This window comes from Pseudomonas sp. AKS31 (assembly GCF_023634765.1).
Lineage (GTDB): Bacteria > Pseudomonadota > Gammaproteobacteria > Pseudomonadales > Pseudomonadaceae > Aquipseudomonas.
In genome coordinates this window covers 80,227-95,779 of the sequence record NZ_JAMLFX010000014.1, presented here as the reverse complement: position 1 = coordinate 95,779, position 15,553 = coordinate 80,227, and the positions used below count along the sequence as shown (strand labels likewise).

14 protein-coding genes and 1 pseudogene are annotated in these 15,553 nt (G+C 60.2%); 4 read left to right on the top strand and 11 right to left on the bottom strand.

The genetic code is table 11. From position 1 onward, the window contains the following. Positions 1–5 precede the first annotated feature (5 nt). The 5 genes from M9827_RS24295 to M9827_RS24275 are packed head-to-tail and all read right to left on the bottom strand — an operon-like array spanning position 6 to position 5,397. The gene (locus M9827_RS24295) at positions 6–1,007 is read right to left on the bottom strand and encodes an AAA family ATPase (RefSeq protein WP_250607575.1); all 1,002 of its coding nucleotides are present in this window, start codon (positions 1,005–1,007) and stop codon (positions 6–8) included. Further along, the gene (locus tag M9827_RS24290) at positions 1,004–2,167 is read right to left on the bottom strand and encodes a DUF4350 domain-containing protein (RefSeq protein WP_250607573.1); all 1,164 of its coding nucleotides are present in this window, start codon (positions 2,165–2,167) and stop codon (positions 1,004–1,006) included. The genes M9827_RS24295 and M9827_RS24290 overlap by 4 nt, the downstream gene beginning before the upstream one ends. Continuing rightward, positions 2,164–3,711, bottom strand: coding sequence for a DUF4129 domain-containing protein (locus M9827_RS24285; RefSeq protein WP_250607571.1), 1,548 nt, complete (start codon positions 3,709–3,711; stop codon positions 2,164–2,166). The genes M9827_RS24290 and M9827_RS24285 overlap by 4 nt, the downstream gene beginning before the upstream one ends. Next, positions 3,698–4,675: a stage II sporulation protein M gene (locus M9827_RS24280; protein WP_250607569.1), complete on the bottom strand. Its 978-nt coding sequence runs from the start codon at positions 4,673–4,675 to the stop codon at positions 3,698–3,700. Before M9827_RS24280 ends, M9827_RS24285 begins: the two co-directional genes overlap by 14 nt. Continuing rightward, a complete protein-coding gene (locus M9827_RS24275; protein ID WP_250607567.1) occupies positions 4,672–5,397 on the bottom strand; it encodes an RDD family protein in 726 nt (241 codons plus the stop codon). Before M9827_RS24275 ends, M9827_RS24280 begins: the two co-directional genes overlap by 4 nt. 181 nt (positions 5,398–5,578) lie before the next feature. Here M9827_RS24275 and sbcB point away from each other — a divergent pair, with 181 nt between their 5' ends. Then, entirely contained in the window at positions 5,579–7,009 is a 1,431-nt protein-coding gene (gene sbcB / locus M9827_RS24270) for an exodeoxyribonuclease I (protein WP_250607565.1), read from the top strand. Positions 7,010–7,105: 96 nt separating this feature from the next. Here the strand turns inward: sbcB and mvaT are convergent, their stop codons facing one another. After that, entirely contained in the window at positions 7,106–7,483 is a 378-nt protein-coding gene (mvaT, locus tag M9827_RS24265; protein ID WP_007912775.1) for a histone-like nucleoid-structuring protein MvaT, read from the bottom strand. A 336-nt stretch (positions 7,484–7,819) separates the two neighbouring features. On the opposite strand from mvaT, the gene purU reads away from it, so the two are divergent. Both purU and M9827_RS24255 read left to right on the top strand, forming a co-directional pair. Further along, a complete protein-coding gene (purU, locus tag M9827_RS24260) occupies positions 7,820–8,668 on the top strand; it encodes a formyltetrahydrofolate deformylase (RefSeq protein WP_007912774.1) in 849 nt (282 codons plus the stop codon). Positions 8,669–8,753: 85 nt separating this feature from the next. Continuing rightward, entirely contained in the window at positions 8,754–8,933 is a 180-nt protein-coding gene (locus M9827_RS24255) for a hypothetical protein (protein ID WP_250607563.1), read from the top strand. Here M9827_RS24255 and gpgF read toward each other — a convergent pair. The 5 genes and pseudogenes from gpgF to M9827_RS28105 all read right to left on the bottom strand — a co-directional run. Beyond that, positions 8,917–9,915, bottom strand: coding sequence for a glucosaminyl phosphatidylglycerol flippase (gpgF, locus tag M9827_RS24250; protein ID WP_250607561.1), 999 nt, complete (start codon positions 9,913–9,915; stop codon positions 8,917–8,919). The two genes, M9827_RS24255 and gpgF, sit on opposite strands and share 17 nt — an antisense overlap. After that, positions 9,912–10,685, bottom strand: a complete 774-nt coding sequence (gene gpgD / locus M9827_RS24245) for an N-acetylglucosaminyl phosphatidylglycerol deacetylase (protein WP_250607559.1) — start codon at positions 10,683–10,685, stop codon at positions 9,912–9,914. The genes gpgF and gpgD overlap by 4 nt, the downstream gene beginning before the upstream one ends. Further along, a complete protein-coding gene (gene gpgS / locus M9827_RS24240; protein ID WP_250607558.1) occupies positions 10,678–11,799 on the bottom strand; it encodes an N-acetylglucosaminyl phosphatidylglycerol synthase in 1,122 nt (373 codons plus the stop codon). The genes gpgD and gpgS overlap by 8 nt, the downstream gene beginning before the upstream one ends. A gap of 157 nt (positions 11,800–11,956) precedes the next feature. Continuing rightward, entirely contained in the window at positions 11,957–12,721 is a 765-nt protein-coding gene (locus M9827_RS28110; protein WP_371043227.1) for a methyl-accepting chemotaxis protein, read from the bottom strand. A 93-nt stretch (positions 12,722–12,814) separates the two neighbouring features. Next, positions 12,815–13,846 (bottom strand): annotated as a pseudogene (locus tag M9827_RS28105) (HAMP domain-containing protein); the annotation flags it as partial. Positions 13,847–14,035: 189 nt separating this feature from the next. On the opposite strand from M9827_RS28105, the gene M9827_RS24230 reads away from it, so the two are divergent. After that, positions 14,036–15,523 carry a helicase HerA-like domain-containing protein gene (locus tag M9827_RS24230; protein ID WP_250607554.1) on the top strand — a complete coding sequence of 496 codons (1,488 nt, stop codon included), beginning with the start codon at positions 14,036–14,038 and terminating at the stop codon, positions 15,521–15,523. Positions 15,524–15,553: the final 30 nt, after the last annotated feature.

The window sequence follows — 15,553 nt, the reverse complement described above, 5'->3', positions numbered from 1 at the left end:
GAATTTCACAGACGCGGCGCCGGAATCTGGTCGAGCAGTTGCTGGAGGACTTGATCGACCTGCAGACCTTCGATGTCCAGCTCCGGGGCGATGCGTACGCGATGGCGCAGCACGGCCAGCGCGCAGCCCTTGATGTCGTCGGGAATCACGAACTCGCCGCCCCGCAACAAGGCGCGGGCACGGGCGCAACGCACCAGGGCAATCGAGGCGCGTGGCCCGGCACCAAGAGTCAGCCCCGGCCAGGTGCGCGTGCTGCGTGCGAGGCGCACGGCGTAATCGAGAACCTGATCGTCCAGCGGCAAATCACTGGCAATCCGTTGCAGGGCTTGCACATCCTTGGCTTGCAACACCGTGCGCAGCGGTTGCACATCGAGCATGTCGGCGCGGGTCGAACGGCAGACCTGACGCACCATGTTCAGCTCTTGATCGGCGTCGGGGTAGTCCATGCGCACCTTGAGCATGAAGCGGTCAAGTTCGGCTTCCGGCAGGGGATAAGTGCCTTCCTGTTCGATCGGGTTTTGCGTGGCCAGGACCATGAACGGTTGCGCGATGGGCAGGGCGCGACCTTCGAGTGTGACCTGACGCTCTTGCATCGCCTCGAGCAAGGCTGCCTGGGTTTTCGCCGGGGCGCGGTTGATCTCGTCGGCCAGCAGCAGATTGGTGAACAGCGGGCCTTTGCGCAGCTTGAACTGTTCGGTTTGCAGGTCGTACACAGCGTGGCCGGTGACGTCGCTGGGCATCAGGTCCGGGGTGAATTGAATCCGCGCAAACTCACCGCCGAAACAACGGGCCAATGCGCGCACCAGCAGGGTCTTGCCCAGCCCCGGCACGCCTTCGAGCAGCACATGGCCACCGGCGATAAGTGCCGTCAGCACGTCATCGATCACCTGGTTCTGGCCGATCAGGGCTTTCTGCAATTCACCGCGCACCGCTTGCGCCAACTGGCTGGCACGCTGGCGTTGCTGGGCGGCGTGGCTGGCGCTGCCGGGCTCGATCTGTTCAGTCATAGCGTGTTCCTCAAGGTTTGCAGGTGGGCGACCTGGCGGCAGAAATCGGCACTGGAGAGGCGCCGATCCGACACCGGGCTCAGGGCCTGGCTGATGGCGCGGGTGGGTTGCCGGGTCAGACGTGACAACGCCAGCCATTGTTCGGCAACGTTCAATTGGTCAAAGCCGGGGAGACGGTGACGGGCGCGGCGCAGCACATCCTGTTGCAGTGCTTGCAGCAGTGCCTGCTGGCCGTTGTGGCGCAAGAGGAAATCGGCACTGGCGCGCAGGTGTTCCTGCAATTGCCGGCGTCCACTCGGGGCGGGTAATTGCAGCGGGCCGTGGCGCACAGCGACGTGCCAGAGCCACAGGCTGATCAACGCAAGCAGGGCAACGATGGCTTGCGGGAAATAGCGCCAGAGCAAGGTCAGCAGGCCATCGTGCTCGGTGTTGTAGATCAACGTGACGTCGGTGTCGGCGTTCAAATACCAGAGCAGCCAGGCGTTGTCGTATTGGCTGATGGTCTTGTTTTTCCACAACTCGGCGTCGGTGACCACGGTGATCGTGCCGAGGCTGTAGGGCAGTTGCATCATGTGCGTGGCCTTGGCGCTGTTGGCCCAGGCTTGCGCGAGGTTCTTCGGGTCGTCGAGGTGGAAGTCGGTGTCGAAGCCGGCGTAGGCCGGTGCGTCTTCATCTTCCAGATAGAGTTTGGTCAGTTTCGGGAAGCGTTCTGGCTCAACGTCCTCGGGCAAGTCCTTCAGATCCTTGCTCAGGGATTGATGCAGTTGCACCCGATCGAGCAACAGGTCGTTACTCTGTTTCGTCTGCTCGTCCCACAGCGATTCTGCGACGAACACCAGCCGTCCGCCGGCTCGCGTCCAGTTCAACACCTGATCGACCTGACGCGGGGTCATGCGCGAACGGTCGTTGAACAACAGCAACGTGTGGCGGCGCGGATCGATATCGGGGAGCACTGCGAGGCTTTCTGCATGGCTGACGTTGAGGCCGCGTTCGCGCAAAAACAGCTCAGCGGCCAGATACGGATTGGCTTGCGCGGCAGGTGCAGGGCCGTGATCGACTTCTTCCTGATAAGGCTTGGCTTTGAGGTAGAGGAACACGCTCAGCGTCCCGATCAACAGGCCGATCAACGCAGCCACCCACCACTGTGTCCGGCGATTCAACGGGCGGCTCCGGAACCGAACAAGGCGCGCCAGCCATCGCACAATTCCTGTTTCAGAGGGGCTGCGGGGACGCGATGCCCGTAGGCCATGTTCTGCCAATGGGTGGTCAGGCTGCGGCTGAAGGCGAGCAGTTCAGGGTGCTGCAATTGTTCAACGTGCACCAGCACCTGAAGTTCGGTGTCGGCGGGTTTCAGGCTCAGATCGAAGTCGTGGAGCAGATGGCTGAGCAACCCTCGATACAGCAGGCCCAGCGCTGCACGGGGTTGGCTTTGCCAGAGGTGTTCGGCGCTGCCTGCAATGTCGTCAGGCAAGGTGTCGCGGTTCAAGTCCAGACCGAAGGCTTGTTGCGGCACTGCGCGTTTCGGCGTGGCAGGCAGTCTCGGGCGACGGTTGACGAAGGCTTGGAAAAACTCGCGATAACGCCAGATCAGCCAGCCAAGCGCCGCAATGACCGCCCCCCACAGCAACACTTCAATGATCTTCGCCAGCACATTGAAGTGTTGCCCGTCGAGCCACTCCAGCAGGGTTTTCAGCCACTGCGGCGCTTCACCCGGTGTTTGCGCTTCGGCAGGTTTCGCCGGGTCATCGCCAAAGCGATAGCGGGTGACAACTTCCTTGTTCTTGAAGGGCGGCTGTTCAAGCAGCGCCTTGATGCTGTCCCGTGAGGCCTGGCTGGTCAGCGGCTGATGCAACAAACGCGGTGCCTGCGGACTGTCATCCGGTTCGGCCGCCCAGGCCGGCGGCACAGTGGGCAGCACCAGACAGACCGCCAGCAGCAACCCCAGCACACTGGTGTTGAGACGCTGGCGCAAGCGGCGGAACACCAGTTCGATATCCCAGGCTTCCAGTTGTGTGCGTCGGTTCAGATAAAGGCTGAAGCCACAGGCGACATAGACCGGTTCCCACACCACCAGCACCAGTGCGTAGAAGGCATTGGTCAGGTGTTCGAGCCAGCGCCAGTCCTGATCCGCCGCGAGTATCAGCGACTGCCAGCTCCAATCCGTTTCGATCTGTTGTGGCAGCAGCATGTAGAACAGCACCATCAGGCCGATCCACAGCGCGGTTTCCAGATGCACGCCGATAATGGTCAGCCATTGCGCGGCGCCGGCGTTGCGTTGCAGCAACGCGTGCAGGCGTTGTTGTCGGGCGCTGCCATCGAGGCCTTCGAGTTGCACCACTGGCAGCAGAAAGCTGCGGCTGAAACTCAGGCGGCGCCAGGTCAGGCTGGCCAGCAGTTGCGGTTTGAGCAGACGCGGCCATTCGCGCAGGGCTTGCTTGAGTGTCGGCGTTTCGCCAAACAGTGCTTTCGACAGGATGTACAGCGGCAGGCGTTCATACGCCGGTTTCAGCCACCAGAAAATGAACACGGCCAGTGACGGCGAATCCCACAGCAACAGACTGAGCAAGGCGAACAGCGGCAGGGTGACGATCGCCCAACTGGTCATCAGCAGACGCCGATGTTGCTGGCTCATCAGCACGCCCAGGTCCATGGCTTCCCAGGTCGTGCGCGGACGGATCACCACGGTGGCGTCACTCAGGCGCATGGCGGGTCCTTCCGGCGAACAACAGATAGACCGCGACCAATGCCCAGAGTCCGGCGCCGACCAGATATTTGGTCAGTGGCGTGACGCTGGTTTTCGACGACCAATAGGCTTCGATAAACGCGGCAATCAACAGGAACAACATCACCCCGCAGACCAGCAATACGCTTTTACGTGCGGCCCGTTTCAGCGCTTCGCTGCGGGTCAGCCGCCCGGGCGCGATCAAGGCCCAGCCGAGTTTCAGTCCGGCGGCCCCGGCAAGGGCGATGGCGGTCAGTTCAAAGGCACCGTGGGCAATGACGAATGACCAGATGGTCTGGCCGAAACCGATCTCGCTCAGATGCCCGGCCACCGCACCGATGACCATGCCGTTGTAGAACAAAAAGAACGCACTGCCGACGCCCAGCAACAAGCCACTGGCGAAAGTCTGAAAGGCGATGCCGATGTTGTGCATCACGTAGTAACCGAACATCACCCAGTCTTCGCTGGCCGCGCGTTCGGCGGGGCGCCCGAGGTGGCCGGCAATCGGGTCGTACATGCCTTGCATCTCGCGCACCTGCTCGGCAGGGATCAGGTTATAGACCAGTTCGGGAAACACATACACCAATACGCCGACGCCGATCAGGCTGCCGAAGAACAGCAGGCTGGCGACCAGTACAAAGGGCCATTCGGCACGGACCAGGCGGGGGAAGTCGGCGAGGATGAAACTCAGCACATTGGCGCCGAGTCGACTGCGGTGACGGTAAAGCTGTTGATGCCCGCGCAGTACTTGTTGTTGCAGCGAATCAATGAGGAAACTGCTGTAGCCGCGCGCCTGGGCCAGCGCCAGATGTTGGCAAAGCCGCCGGTAGGCCTTGGGGAAACCGCCGACTTGCGAGGTCTCCTTGCCATGCTCAAGGCGTTCGAGGGCCAGCGCAAAACGCTCCCACTCAGCCTTGTGCCGCGTTTCGAAAAGGCTCTGCTTCATGTCGGACCCAACAAGCCGCGAGCGATGCCATTGAGTTCCGCCACAGCCTTGGGCGCGGATATGTGCAGTGGTTGGGCGAGCAGGGCCGCCAGTTCATTGACCCGTGCTGGCGATAATTCTCCTTGGCGCTCGGCAAAGCCCAGCACGGCGCGCTGTTCGGCGAGTGTCAGGAGTACGGGTGAACGGCGAGGTTCGGCATCAGGTAATTGCGGACGCGTCAGCGGGCGTTCGCTGTAGACCACCAATGTGCCGGCAGCGATGTCGCCGAGGCGTTTGAAGGTCGGGTGTTGCAGGCAACTGAGGGTGCCGAGGAAGTAGCCGAAGGGCAGCAGATCGACAAAACGCAGCAGATTGCGCAGCAGCGAGGCCGACCAGCCAATCGGTGTGCCGTCGTCGTGCACCACGCGCAACCTCATCCATTGTTTACCCGGTGAGCGACCCTGACGCAGCACTTCGAACAGCACCATGTACCACCAACTGATTGCAAACAGCAGCAGCGAACCGAGGCCCATGCCGAGCTTGCCGAGAAAGGCCAGGGCGATGAACAGCACGCCGATGATCACGCCGCGTATGGCCAGGTCGATCGCGAAGGCCACGGCACGCACCATCAACCCGGCGGGACGCAACGGCAGATCGATGCCTTCCGGCGTTTCGACCTGATGCCGCGTATCCAGCGGCGGGGCCAGCGGTGCTTTCCTTGGCGGTGCTGTGGGTTCGAGCATGGGCTACCTGATGTTCGCCTGTTCGGGGTGCAAGTGAGGTCGATGCTAGCAGCCTCTCGGGGGAAAACGACATAACTATGTATTGCACATCGTGAAGCGCGAAGTGTTTGAATGACGCGAGGCTGGCCGCGAGCGCGGTCGAGCGCCTAGACTTTGCCGATCTTCAGTTCAGGAACCGCCCGTGACTTCAATTTTCTGGTACGACTACGAAACCACTGGCATCAATCCGCGTAACGACCGCCCGCTGCAAGTGGCCGGGATTCGCACCGACCATGCACTCAACGAAATCGACGAGCCGGTCAACCTCTATTGCCAGCCCAGCGAAGACATCCTGCCGCACCCGGCGGCGTGCGCGATTACCGGCATTACCCCGGGCCAGCTCGCCGAAAAAGGCTTGAGCGAGGCTGATTTCATGACCCGTGTGCATGCCCAACTGGCGGCCCCCGGCACCTGTGGCGCGGGTTACAACACGCTGCGTTTCGACGACGAGATGACCCGTTACAGCCTGTATCGAAATTTCTTCGACCCGTACGCCCGGGAGTGGCAGGGCGGCAACAGTCGCTGGGATCTGATCGATGTGGTGCGAGCCGCTTATGCGCTGCGTCCTGATGGTCTGGTCTGGCCTACCGATGACGAAGGTCGGGTGACGCTCAAGCTTGAGCGTCTGACCGCCGCCAACCACATCGATCACGGCCACGCTCACGAAGCGTTGTCTGACGTGCGCGCAACCATCGCTCTGGCGCGGCTGATCCGCGAGAAACAGCCGAAACTGTATGACTGGCTGTTCCAGTTGCGCAGCAAGCAAAAGGTCATGGATCAGATTCGTCTGTTGCAACCCTTGGTGCATGTCTCCGGGCGTTTCTCGGCGGCGCGCAGTTATGTCGGTGTGGTCCTGCCTTTGGCCTGGCACCCGAAAAACCGTAATGCCCTGATCGTCTGTGACCTGCACCTCGACCCGCAGGGCTTGCTCGATCTGGATGCGCAAACCCTGCGCCAGCGTTTGTACACCCGTCGCGATGATTTGCTGGAAGGCGAGTTACCGGTGCCGCTCAAGCTGATTCACATCAACCGTTGTCCAGTGGTGGCACCGCTTGCGGTTTTGCGCGCGCAGGATCAGCAACGTCTGGGGCTGGACATGGCGCTGTATCAACAGCGAGCACTGCGGCTAACTGACGCACAACAAGTTTGGAAAGATAAAGTTGCTGAGATTTATGTCAGCGAAGATTTCATTCCGAGCGAGGATCCGGAACAACAGTTGTACGACGGATTTATCGGCGACCGCGACCGACGTCTATGTGAGCAAGTGAGAAGCGCTGACCCGGCACAACTAGCGCAAGAGCAATGGCCTTTCGATGACGAACGTTTGCCTGAATTACTCTTTCGTTATCGCGCACGCAACTTTCCGGAGACGTTGAATTTCGAAGAGCAAGCACGCTGGAGAATATTTTGTCAGCAGCGTTTGTCCACGCCGGAGTGCGGCGCACCGAATACCTTGAAATCTTTTACCGAGGCGGTCGAGCAATGGTCGGTTAATGCCACGCCGATGCAGAGTGAGGTGCTCAATGAATGGCAGAATTATGTCCAGGCATTGCGCAAACGTTTGAATCTTTGAAATCGAACATGACCGGGGTTAAATCCCGGGCATAAAAAAACGCCAGCATTCGCTGGCGTTTGTTTTTCGCGGATCGCTCTGCGAAGGCGTCGCGGCTTAGCCCAGCAGGGTAGCCCAGCCTTCAACCACGTCACCGCCCCACTTGGCTTTCCACTCTTTCAGAGTTTTGTGGTTGCCACCTTTGGTTTCGATGACTTCGCCGTTGTGCGGGTTTTTGTATTGTTTAACTTTGCGAGCACGCTTGGTGCCGGTAGTTTTTACTGCGCCGCCGCGTACTGCCTTGGTTTTTGCTTCCGGATCCAGCAGCGCGATGATGTCACGCAGGGATTTGGAGTATTCGCCCATCAGGGTGCGCAGTTTGCCTTCGAATTCCAGCTCGGCTTGCAGTTTGTCGTCTTGGGACAGGTTCTTCAAACGGGCTTGCAGCTCTTTGATGGCTTCTTCGGTGGCGCGATATTCGTTGATCAAGGACATGATTACTACCTTAGTAGAGTACGGGATGGCAGGGGACAGTGTCGCAATAATAGTCAGGCTGTTTCATCAAGTAAACATTTAACCGGGGTTTTTATTTAAATTAGTTACGAGAAATAGCCCGCTATTGAATATTCGGTTAAATAGTGTGATCCAGTCATCACAGATATTCACAGTTGTCTGATCAAACGATGCCACTGGATCCGCATCAGGTTGACCACGACTGCATTGATACGCTGTAGCGCCGGGCCCAGGTCGGGTCAGTGCTGATCAATACTGCAGTTTTCCTGCGCAGCCGCTAGAATGGCGGCCTTTGCGAAGTTCTGGAGTTCTCCCCTCATGCGCACTTTTCGGCTGGTGATATCTTGCCCGGACCGCGTTGGCATTGTTGCCAAAGTCAGTAATTTTCTGGCAGCCCACAACGGCTGGATCACCGAAGCGAGCCATCACTCGGACAACCAGGTGGGCTGGTTCTTCATGCGTCACGAAATTCGTGCCGACTCGCTGCCATTCGGTATTGAAGTGCTGCGCGAGAAGTTTGCGCCGATCGCCGAAGAGTTCTCGATGGACTGGCGCATCACCGACACCGAGCAGAAAAAGCGCGTTGTACTGATGGCCAGCCGCGAATCGCACTGCCTCGCGGACTTGCTGCACCGCTGGCACAGCGATGAACTGGACTGCGAAATCTCCTGCGTGATTTCCAACCACGACGACCTGCGCAGCATGGTTGAGTGGCACGGCATTCCTTATTACCACGTCCCGGTCAATCCGCAGGACAAGCAACCGGCATTCGACGAAGTGTCGCGTCTGGTCAAACAGCACGATGCCGAAGTGGTGGTACTGGCGCGTTACATGCAGATCCTGCCGCCGGACATGTGCCGTGAATACGCACACAAGGTCATCAACATTCACCACAGTTTCCTGCCGTCGTTCGTTGGCGCCAAGCCGTATCACCAAGCGTCGCTGCGTGGCGTGAAGCTGATCGGCGCGACCTGTCACTACGTGACCGAAGAGCTGGACGCCGGTCCGATCATCGAGCAGGACGTGGTGCGTGTCAGCCACAGTGACAGCATCGAAGACATGGTGCGTTTCGGCCGTGACGTCGAGAAGATGGTCCTGGCTCGTGGCCTGCGCTACCACCTTGAAGACCGCGTGCTGGTGCACGGCAACAAGACCGTGGTTTTCTGATCTCATCCCCACAGGCTTGAAAAACCAAGGGTCTGGGCGTTCAATCGCTCAGACCCTTTGTCATTCAAGCCCCGAGGAAACCTTCATGAGTGATCCACTGGACAAAGCCACTTCCCAAGCGCCGGCAACTTTGGGCGAGGGCTGTTTGAGTCGATATGATCCCGAGGACATGAGCCCGGAGGATGGCACTGAGTTTCCCGGAGCCGCCGAGTTGTGGGAACAACTCCAGGAAGAACAACAGGATGACGTCAAGAAGCCTGTCTGACATTCATCAGCTTCTTCAACAGCGGCCGGCCCAGCATCAACAGAAACACCGGGCCACCGACCAATAGATAGAAGTAATACGTCACTACCCGCCAAATCAGAATCGCCGCTGCTGCGGTGGATTTCCCCACCATCGGCGCCAGCAACGCTGCCGACGTCAGCTCCGCCGCCCCCGCACCGCCCGGCAGCAGGCTGAATTGCCCGGCGCCGAGCGAGAGCATCTGCACCAGAAAACTCCACGCCCACTGCAAGTCCGCGCCCAGGCCGCGCAATGCCAGATACAACACGCTGTAACGCAGCAGCCAATGCACGCAGGTCAGGGCGAAGACTTTGACCAGCGTCTGCCAGGGCAGCTTCAGGGTATCGGTGAACGCGGCGAGAAAGTGCAGCAACTTGCGCGCCCAGCGGCGCCGGGTGCTGGCCTTGACGTTGATTCTCGCCAATAAGCGTCCGCTCAGACGAATCAGCGCGCGGTGATAACGGGCGAGCAATACGCAACTGAGCAGGCCACCAAATAACGACACCGCGCTGACCGTCAGCAGCCACTCCAGCCGATCGCTGAGGTGCTGAAACAGCGCATAAATCAGAATCCCGCTCAGGGCGCAGAGAAAGAACAGCAGGTCACTCAACTGATCCATGGCGAATACGGCGCTGCCCCGCGCCGGGCGCACGCCCGATCGCGCCAGCAGGGCCATGATCGTCAGCGGTCCGCCGCTGCCGCCGGGCGTCGCGCAATAGGCGAACTCGGCGGCCATGACCACGCCAAGACTTTTCAGCGGCGTGACGCGCTCGCGTTGATCACCGAGCAACAGGCGTAAACGCAAGGTATTGATGCCCCAGCACAACAGGATCATGCCGAACATCACCAACAGCCATTGCAACGGAAAGCTTTGCAGGCGTGCCCAGGTGTCGCCGCCGCCGAGCATCACCGGGATCAACACGGCTGCGAGCAGGCCAATCAACAGCAGAAAACCGCGACTCATGCGGCGCGCTCCAATTGGCGCTGTTGCGCCAGCCAGTCGATTTTAGTCATCGGTACGCGTCCTTCCGCCAGCATTCGTTTTAGGGTTTGCAACCAGTAATCACGGGAGAAACGGTGGCGCATGTCCACCGGGTGCAAGCCTAGACGAATCACCGGCGCCTGGCGCCAACGCTGTTCACGCTGCTCGCAGACAAACTTTGACAGGCCTCGGCGCCAGGCACTGCGCGCACTCCAGACCAGTCCCGGGGCATCGATGGCGGTAAAGTCCGGCAAGCGATAGAGATGTTGCGGATCGCTGGTGTAGCTCAACGGCAACTCGCGCAGGGCCAGGCGGGTGCCGTTGCTCATCAGCCAGGCCGGGGCGACGAAACCGTGCAGGGGCCAGTCGTGGCGTTCAAACACGTCGATGCCCGCGCGCAGACGGGCCAAGGCGGACTCGCGGGACAAACGATAGAACTCGCCTTCATGGGTGTAGACCCGGCGCATGAACCAGTCGCGCGGGGTCGTCGGGCCGGGTTCCTGGTCGTCATGGTAGTAACCGTGCAGGGCCAGTTCATCGCCCCGAGTAACGCGCTCGTCGAGCAGTCGGCGAAACGCCGGATAAGCATCGAGGGCGTTACGGCGATGGAAATCCGGCACCACCAGCCACGTCATCGGCACCTGTCCCAATGCGTCGACCGCTGCGACAAACGGTTGATAATCCGCCCATGTCGCTGGTGCCACATCGTGCAGCACCAGCAACACGGCGGGTTGATTCATGGTTTCAGCCATTGGCCACCCGCGGCAGTGTATGGCCGAGGACGGCGTGGTAGTGACCGAGCAGACTGTCGACCACCGTGTCCCAAGCGTAATGCTGCTCAACATGTTGGCGCGCCTGTTGGCCGAGGTTCACACAACCACGGCTGAACAATTCGCGCACGGCATTGGCCATCGCCTGCGGATTGTTTGGCGCACAGAGCAGGCCGCAAGACTCGCTGACGATTTCTGTAAACGCGCCAGCGGCCACGGCGACCACCGGGATGCCGCAGGCCATGGCCTCAAGAATCACCAGGCCAAAGGTTTCCTGATCGCCAGCATGGACCAAGGCGTCTGCACTGGCCATCAATTGCGCCACTCGCCAGGGCGGGCAGAATTCATCGATCACGCTGACGTTATCCGGCACTGCGGCGGGCATAGACGAGCCGACCAACAGCAAGTGATAACGCGGGCCAAGGCGTTTCATGCAGTTGAGCAGCACCGGCAGGTTTTTCTCTTTCGAACCGCGCCCGGCGAAAATCAACAGACGCGTGTCCGCGGCGATGCCCAGTTCTGCGCGCAGGTCGAGATCACCCGCGTCTGGATGAAAGGTTTGCAAGTCCACGCCCAGTGGCTGCACGAAGACATTTCGCACGCCGAGTCCGCTGAGCTTGTCAGCCATCACCTGACTGGGCGCCAAAACGCGGTCGAAGTTGCCGTAAAGCCGCGTGACGTAGGCCTCGATATTCGGTGTGACCCAGTGGCCCATGCGATTGCCAACCAGCAAGGGCAGATCAGAGTGATAGAAGCCGATCACTGGCACATCCAGCTGCCGCCGCGCATCCAGGGCGGCCCAGGCGGTCAGATAAGGGTCGCCGACTTCGATCAGATCGGGCTGCAAACCCTGCAGGACATTTCGCCAAGGCGCGAGGCGCACGGGAAAGCGATAGCCTTTGCCGAACGGCAGGGGGGGGGCGGGAACCGTGTATATCCCGTCGTGCTCGCCAAAGTGCGCGCCTGGAATCAGCAGGCTGTGACGAATACCGGGCTTGACGCCCAGTCGGCGGTGTTTGGCATCCAGATAAGTGCGTACGCCGCCGCTGGCCGGGGCGTAGAACATGGTGATGTCGGCGATATGCACGGTGATCATCCCTCCGCTGCGTGGTTCTCCCTAGGTTGACCTTTATCAAGAATAGATGTTCGGTCGGGATTGCGCGGTAGAGCTGAAGAGCTTCAGAGCGGAAGAGCCCCTCACCCTAACTTTCTCGCAGAGGGAGAGGGTTAGGGTGAGGGGGAGGCTTTTGATCTTAAATGCGGAAGCTGCCAACCAGTTGTTTCAGGCGCGAAGCCTGCTGCTCCAGATCCGAACACGCCCGCAACGTCGCCTGCAAGTTCTCCACGCCTTCCTGGTTCAGCGTGTTGATCTCGGTGATATCGACGTTGATCGACTCCACCACCGCCGTCTGCTCTTCGGTCGCGGTGGCTACCGACTGGTTCATCCCGTCGATCTCGCCAATGCGCTGCGTCACGCTGTTCAAGCGCTCCCCGGCAAGGTTGGCGATTTCGACGCTGTCCTGACTGTGGCGCTGGCTGTCGCTCATTGTGCTTACGGACTCACGGGCGCCGACTTGCAGCTCCTCGATCATGGTCTGCACCTGTTGCGCCGATTCCTGTGTGCGGTGTGCCAGATTGCGCACTTCATCCGCCACCACGGCAAAACCACGGCCGGCTTCACCGGCACGCGCCGCTTCAATGGCTGCGTTGAGCGCCAGCAGGTTGGTTTGCTGGGAAATGCTGGTGATTACTTCGAGAATCTGGCCGATGTTCACGGTTTTGCTGTTCAGCGACTCGATGTTGCTGCTCGACGCACTGAGCATGCTCGACAGTTGATTCATCGCCTTGATGCTGCGATCCACCACTTGCTGACCGTCTTCGGCCAGACCGCGTGCGTCGCTGGCCTGATTCGAAGCCTGGGCGGCGTTGCGGGCGATTTCCTGCGCCGCGGCGCCGAGCTGGTTGATCGCCGCAGCGACACTGCTGGTGCGCGAAGCTTGCTGGTCGGAGTTGTACATCGACGAGTTCGACGCAGCGACCACGCGCAGGGCGACTTCGTTGACCTGGCCGGTGGCCGACGACACTTCGCGGATCGAGCCGTGAATTCGCTCGACGAAACGGTTGAATGCCGTACCGAGTACGCCGAATTCATCGTTATTGACGATAGTCAGGCGTTTGGTCAGGTCGCCTTCACCGTCAGCGATGTCTTCCATGGCGCGGGTCATCACGTGCAACGGCTGGATCAGCAGGCGGATCAGCATGCCGAGCAGGGCAATGATGATCGCCACCGCAATCACCGTGGCAATCACTGCCGAGGTGCGGAACTGGCTGAGCATAGAAAAAGCCTGATCCTTGTCCACCGACAGGCCGATGTACCAGTTCACCGACGGCAGGCCTTTGATCGGCGCGAAGGTGACGATGCGGGTCTTGCCATCGACGGTGACTTCACTGAAGTCGCTGCTGATGCGCGGGGTGTCCTGCGGATAGGCTTCTTTGAGTGATTTCATCACCAATGCCTTGTCCGGGTGCACGAGGATCTTGCCGTCGGCGCTGACCAGGAACACATAACCCATGCCGTCGAAGTCACGGGCGGCGAGGGTGTCGACCAGCGATTGCAGGCTCAGGTCACCGCCGACCACGCCGACGCTCTGGCCGGCCTTTTTCGAGGCGGTGGCGATGGAAATGATCAACTGGCCAGTGGCAGCGTCGATGTACGGTTCGGTCAGGGTCGAGGTGCTGCTGCTCTCTGCACCTTTATACCAAGGGCGCACCCGTGGATCGAAACCGTCCGGCATCTTCGCATCCGGGCGGATGGTGAAGTACCCGGTGGCATCGCCGAGGTAGGAAGCCATGAACGTCGAGGTCAGGGCTTTCTGTTCCAGCAGGCTGGCGACGTTGGCCGGTTCCGGGTTGATGGCGATGTTCTGGGCGGCGTTCTCGATCAGCAGAATGCGACCGGTGAGCCAGGTCTGGATATTGCCGGCGGTGACCTCGCCCATCTCGTTGAGATAGTTGTTCAGGTCATCGCGGATCGCGTTGCGCTGCAACCAGTCGTTGTACAGCGTAAACGAGGCGAAGGCGGCGATGACGATGAGGGCGGCGGCAAGCAAAATTTTATGGCTGAAGCGCAGATTTTTGTTCATGGCTTGGGGTTCCGCTAAGGTCTTAATGTCCAGGGCGTGCTTTTATAGATGCGCGCAAAATGGGCAAGGGTGAAAACAAGCTGATATTTCCGTCTCTCCTTAGGGAAATGTCCGGCCTGACTTGTGGTCGGGTCTCTCACTCTTCTTTATCGGCCATGCGCAATCAAAGATTAACCATTGGGTGACAAAATGCCTGACTCCTCGCAACTCGTAATCGGCGCTGATCTCGCAGGCCAACAGATCGCTCAGGCCATGCGCCTGGCGAACCGCCACGGGCTGGTCGCCGGCGCCACCGGTACCGGTAAGACCGTGACCTTGCAGCGTTTGGCCGAGGCGTTCAGCGATGCTGGCGTGGCGGTGTTCGCCGCTGACATCAAGGGCGATCTGTGTGGCCTCGGTGCTGCCGGCAGCCCGCAGGGCAAGGTTGCCGAGCGTATCGCCGGGATGCCTTGGCTAAACCACAAGCCGCAGGCGTATCCGGTGACCTTGTGGGATATTCACGGTGCGTCCGGTCATCCGTTGCGCACTACGTTGAGTGAAATGGGCCCGCTGCTGATCGGCAGCCTGCTGGAGTTGACCGACAGCCAGCAATCGGCGCTCTACGCAGCCTTCAAGGTCGCCGATCGTGAAGGTTTGTTGCTGCTTGATCTGAAGGATCTGAAAGCGCTGCTCAATCACCTCAAGGACAATCCGCAACTCTTGGGTGAAGACGCGGCGCTGATGACCACCGGCTCCAGTCAGGCGCTGTTGCGCCGTCTGGCGATCCTCGAACAGCAGGGCGCCGAAGCCTTGTTCGGCGAACCGGCACTGCAACTTGAAGACATTCTGCAACCGACCGCCGATGGCCGTGGCCGCATTCACTTGCTCGACGCCAGCCGTCTGGTGCACGAGGCGCCGAAGGTCTACGCAACGTTCCTGTTGTGGCTGCTGGCTGAGCTGTTCGAACAGTTGCCGGAGCGCGGTGATGCGGACAAACCGCTGCTGGCGCTGTTTTTTGATGAAGCGCATTTGTTGTTCGGCGATACGCCCAAGGCTTTGCAGGAACGGCTCGAGCAAGTGGTGCGCCTGATCCGTTCCAAAGGCGTTGGCGTGTACTTCGTTACGCAATCGCCGGCGGACTTGCCCGATGACGTGCTGGCGCAACTTGGCCTGCGCATTCAGCACGGTTTGCGCGCGTTTACCGCCAAAGAACAGAAATCCTTGCGTGCGGTAGCCGACGGTTTCCGACCAAATCCGGCATTCGACAGCTTGTCGGTGTTGACTGAGTTGGGGATTGGCGAGGCGTTGGTCGGCACACTGACCGAGAAAGGTACGCCGGAGATGGTTCAGCGCGTACTGGTCGCACCGCCGCAATCGCGGATCGGGCCGTTGACCGAAACCGAACGCACAGTGTTGATTGCCGGATCGCCGTTCAAAGGGCGCTATGACAAGCCGATTGATCGTGAATCGGCTTATGAAATTCTAATGGGGCGCAAAGGATTGGCACCAGAAGCTGAAGTGCCGGCGGGTAAACCCGAGCCCGAAGAGCCGAGCCTGGCTGACAGGGCTGGGGAGTTTCTAGGTACGGCGGCAGGGCAGGCGCTGAAATCCGCCATGCGCCAGGCCGCCAACAATCTGGGCAAACAGCTGGTACGCGGCTTGATGGGATCATTACTCGGTGGCAGCAAACGCCGCTAAACCTGAAGTATTGGAGATCAGAATGTGGGA